The organism is Bifidobacteriaceae bacterium (genome assembly GCA_031281585.1).
Lineage (GTDB): Bacteria > Actinomycetota > Actinomycetes > Actinomycetales > WQXJ01 > JAIRTF01.
This window is the reverse complement of the sequence record JAITFE010000010.1, coordinates 1-3,925: the sequence shown is the minus strand read 5'-3', so window position 1 is coordinate 3,925 and position 3,925 is coordinate 1. Positions and strand designations below refer to the sequence as shown.

The window sequence follows — 3,925 nt, the reverse complement described above, 5'->3', positions numbered from 1 at the left end:
ACTCTCCCACGGCTACCGGCGGCAACTCAAGAAACTCCCATTCATCATCGCACTCGTCGCGAAACTCGAACTCTACCGGACCGGATGGTAAACAAAATGGAGGTTTCTAATAGGGTTCTAAGAGGCGAGCCTCCAAGAAACTGCGGCCCGCCAATGAACACTGAACAGGCTACCAATAGAACAATGCCCAATCAGGCCCACTTAGTAAGAAACCCTCAATAACAAACACGACCAGGCACCGGAAAACCGAGTGGCTGGCTTGACCTGAAACCGCCTCCGAACTCCGCTTGCGATGGGCAGCGCTTCGGATGGCTTTGATCGCAGGAGCAAGCATTGACCCGCAGACCGGTTGGCGGGGCGGGGCGGCGGCGCGGGTGGCAGGATTGTCCGCGTGCCATCCGATTTCACGATCCGCCCGGCCCGCTCCGAGGACGTCAAGGCCATCAGGGACCTGACCGCCCCATACGTAGACGCAGGGGTCCTGGTCGCCAAACCGCCCGTCAGCTACTACGAGTCCCTGCCGGAATTCTTGGTCGCGGCCGCCCCCGACGGCCGCCTGGTCGGCTGCGGAGCCGTCCACGTCATGTGGAAGGGTCTCGGCGAGGTCCGCACCCTCGCCGCCGCCCCCGGCTGGCGCGGCCGCGGCGTGGGCCACAAACTAGTCGAAGCGCTGATCGGCCGCGCCCACGCCCTCGGCCTGGAACGTCTCTTCTGCCTCACCTTCGAAGTCCCCTTCTTCGCGCGCCACGGCTTCGAACCCATCGACGGCATACCCGTCACCGCAGAGGTCTACCAACAACTCCTGCGCTCCCACGACGACGGCGTCGCCGAATTCCTCGACCTCGCCCGCGTCAAGCCCAACACCCTCGGCAACACCCGCATGCTCCTCAACCTGCCGCCCGCAGCCGCCCAAACGTGAGGCCGGTCCCGAGGGACTGGACCGGACGGGTCCCCGCAGCCAGAGCCGAAAACGGTACCGTCCCCGTTTTCGTCCGGTCCGGCCGGACGCCATTGTGGCGTGGCTTTGGCGGGCGTGGTCTTGGGACGGCATCGGTCGCTGAAACTTCCTTTACCTGCGTTTGGGCGGCGCGTCTACGTTCCCGGGCGGGACCGTGGCAATAAACTTGCCGGTGTGAATCGGCTCATTCACCCTGTCGGCCCGGAGCCTGCCGCTGTCTACTGGCGGCGGCGCGCGGCCGTGCTGGCGGGGATCGTGATTGTGGTCGTGCTGCTGGTCATGATCATCAAAGCGCTCGCCTCCAGCCCCTCCAGCGCGCCCCAGCCGCCCCCGACTGGCAAGCAGTCCAGCGCGCCCGCCGGTTCGCAGTCCGCCCAGCCCAAGATCGCCGCCTGCACCGCCAAACAGTTGACCGGCGCCAAACTAGCGCCCGATGCCGACATCCTCCTCACCCACGACAAGCCCAGTTACGGCGCCGCGGAGCCCGTAACCCTGGCCGCCCACGTCAAGAACACCGGCGCCGAAGACTGCACATTGCGGAACAACCCGCACATCATTGTGCTGAACGTCGTGTCCGGATCCGACCGCATCTTCGACTCCTCGGACTGCGCCGCGAACACGCCCGAGGAAGCCGGCGACCTCATTGTGGTCAAAGCCGGCCAAACCGCCGACATCCCCATCACCTGGGACGCCACCCGCTCGCAGCAAGGCTGCCGAGAGATCGCGGAGAAACCCTTCCGAGCCGAGGACGCCACCTACGTGGCCTCGGTCAAGATCCTCGACGTCCCCTCAGACAAGACCCAGTTCCTGCTGGTCCCGTAACCGGGCGCCACGCAGGGCAAGCCCCCGCCGTTGTGGGGCTGTCCGGACCGCCGGACCGGGCGGCGGCTACTCGTCGCGGTTCCCGATGGGGCGGGAGGCGAGCCTGGCGTTGGGGGACGTGAAGTTCCGGAACGACACGCCATGGGGCGTGCTGCTGCGTGCGGGCGTGGATGCGGAGGGGCAGGTCTGGGTGGAACTCTGGTCAACCAAGTACTGGACCGTTGAAACCGTGACGGAGCCGCTGGACCTGTTCGTCCACTCGCGGACCGTCCAATCCCGCGAACCCGACTGCGTGCCGCAATCCGGCGGCTCATCCGGTTTCGAGGTCACCTTCCGGCGCACCAAGACGGACCCCGCCGGGACCTCCTCCGGCACCGAGACCTGGAGTTGGAGCTACGCGCCCGCCAACGTGGTGGTTTGCCGGCCGCCAGTCGGCACCTGACCCGCTGCGGCCCCGTGGGCTCGCCCGGTTCCGAGTGTGAATGCAAGCCAAACCACGATCGTGATCCAGCGCTGGATCACGAAGGGCTCGAAGGTCGCACTCGGGGCCCAGAAACCCCGCGCGGCCCAGCCCAAACGTTAGCCAAGCCGTCAGAGGTGGGGACCTGCCCGCCTGAACCGGTTGCTCTTCGCCGACTTCCTACCGACCCCTTGAGGTCGGCTCGTCAGCCGCTGACACGTTGCCGCCGCCCGCCTGACGCCTGCCCACCCCAGCTGCCGTTCTGGGCTCCCGGACCGAAACCAACCCTCAGTCTCATTCCGACGCGCACTTGAAGGCCCAAGGGGGATCGATCCCCGCCAGTCTCAGACCAATCCCATGGCCTCAGCGGCCGCGACCATCCGGTCAAGTTCTGCCTTGTTCTGGTCGACAAAGCGCTGCTCAATAGCGATCCGCCTGGCCAACAGCCGATTGAAGTAGTCGGTTTGAGCCCGGCAGTCAAAGTCCGCCAATGCGATCCTGATCTCGGGTTCGGTGCCCAGGAGCGCCCACTCCTGGTTCGGATCGCTCCCGTCCGCAACCGTGCCATCTTCCTGCGTGGCACTTGCGAGATCAATCGCCGAGACAGGGCCGAGTTCTCCCTTCTCCTTCGGGAACGGGTAGCCGGCAACGCGCATACAGTCGGCCCATTCAAGGTTCAGTGCTACCACACCCTCGTCCGCCCCGGCATCCAGCATTGTTGACGCCATATCCGGCCTGGTTGAATACATGGCCATTCGGTAGATCTCCCCCGTCAGGCCACCCCACGTCACGTTGAATTGTTCGTAGGACGTCACGAGTATCGGCTCTGGGTATTTGCCGTTTGTTTCTCCCAGACACCCGCCGAACTCATCATTGCCAGGCCCGTAGTCGTCTCCATAGAGCGCCGCTTCGTACTGCGCGCGCGCTTTGGCGTCCAGAGATTCAACATATGCCTGGTTCTTAGAACCCTATTAGAAAGTCGCCATTTGGGGGCGTTTCGACGGGCGGCAGGGAAGGCGAAGGAATCGCTTTGACATAATTGGCGCCACGGCGCGCGATATCCGACAAAAGACGGCCCGCTCCCAGGATAATTGGATTGTCAACATCAACGATTATCCAAAAGGAACGGGCCAATGGATTTAGAATACACGACAGGGCTGCCGGAGCACCAATTCGAGGAATTGCTGGGCCGCGTCCGGGAGATCATGGACCAAAAGGGCATGGCGACGGCCCCGCCCGTGACCGGCCGCCCCTGGGCGCTGGACCTGCGCGGCCAGCTGCGGCTGACCCTGGCGCTGCTGCGCTCCAACACCACCCAGCGGCTCGCCGGCGCCTTGTTCGGCGTCTCCCAGCCGACCGTCTCCCAGATCAAGGCCAAGCTCGAGCCGCTCATCGACCTGGCCCTGTCGTTCACCGGCATCCCGCTCGCGGAGGCGGCCGCCACCAGGCCCCTCGTCGTCGACGGCACCCACACCCCGACCGGGAACCGGAAAGCGACCGGCCGGTCCAACTACTCCGGCAAACACCACCGCCAGTGCCTGTCCGTCCAGGTCGCCTGCGACCTCGAGGGCGGCCTGATCGCCGTCTCCGACCCGGTCCCCGGCGCCCGCCACGACGCCGCCGCGATCGAGCTGACCGGCTGGCGGACGGCCCTTCAGGACGCGGACTGGCTGGCCGACTCCGCC

At 65.6% G+C, this 3,925-nt stretch carries 5 protein-coding genes; 4 read left to right on the top strand and 1 reads right to left on the bottom strand.

Going from position 1 to position 3,925, the window contains the following annotated elements:
• Positions 1–391: 391 nt before the first annotated feature.
• The 3 genes from LBC97_00580 to LBC97_00570 all read left to right on the top strand — a co-directional run bounded on the left by LBC97_00580 (position 392) and on the right by LBC97_00570 (position 2,222).
• Positions 392–919: an amino-acid N-acetyltransferase gene (locus LBC97_00580; GenBank protein MDR2564555.1), complete on the top strand. Its 528-nt coding sequence runs from the start codon at positions 392–394 to the stop codon at positions 917–919.
• A gap of 213 nt (positions 920–1,132) precedes the next feature.
• Positions 1,133–1,780: a hypothetical protein gene (locus LBC97_00575; protein MDR2564554.1), complete on the top strand. Its 648-nt coding sequence runs from the start codon at positions 1,133–1,135 to the stop codon at positions 1,778–1,780.
• 85 nt (positions 1,781–1,865) lie between these two features.
• Positions 1,866–2,222, top strand: coding sequence for a VanW family protein (locus tag LBC97_00570; GenBank protein MDR2564553.1), 357 nt, complete (start codon positions 1,866–1,868; stop codon positions 2,220–2,222).
• 362 nt (positions 2,223–2,584) lie between these two features.
• Here the strand turns inward: LBC97_00570 and LBC97_00565 are convergent, their stop codons facing one another.
• Positions 2,585–3,055 carry a hypothetical protein gene (locus LBC97_00565; GenBank protein ID MDR2564552.1) on the bottom strand — a complete coding sequence of 157 codons (471 nt, stop codon included), beginning with the start codon at positions 3,053–3,055 and terminating at the stop codon, positions 2,585–2,587.
• Positions 3,056–3,373: 318 nt separating this feature from the next.
• On the opposite strand from LBC97_00565, the gene LBC97_00560 reads away from it, so the two are divergent.
• A partial coding sequence (locus tag LBC97_00560) for a transposase family protein (protein ID MDR2564551.1) occupies positions 3,374–3,925 on the top strand: 552 nt, incomplete at its 3' end.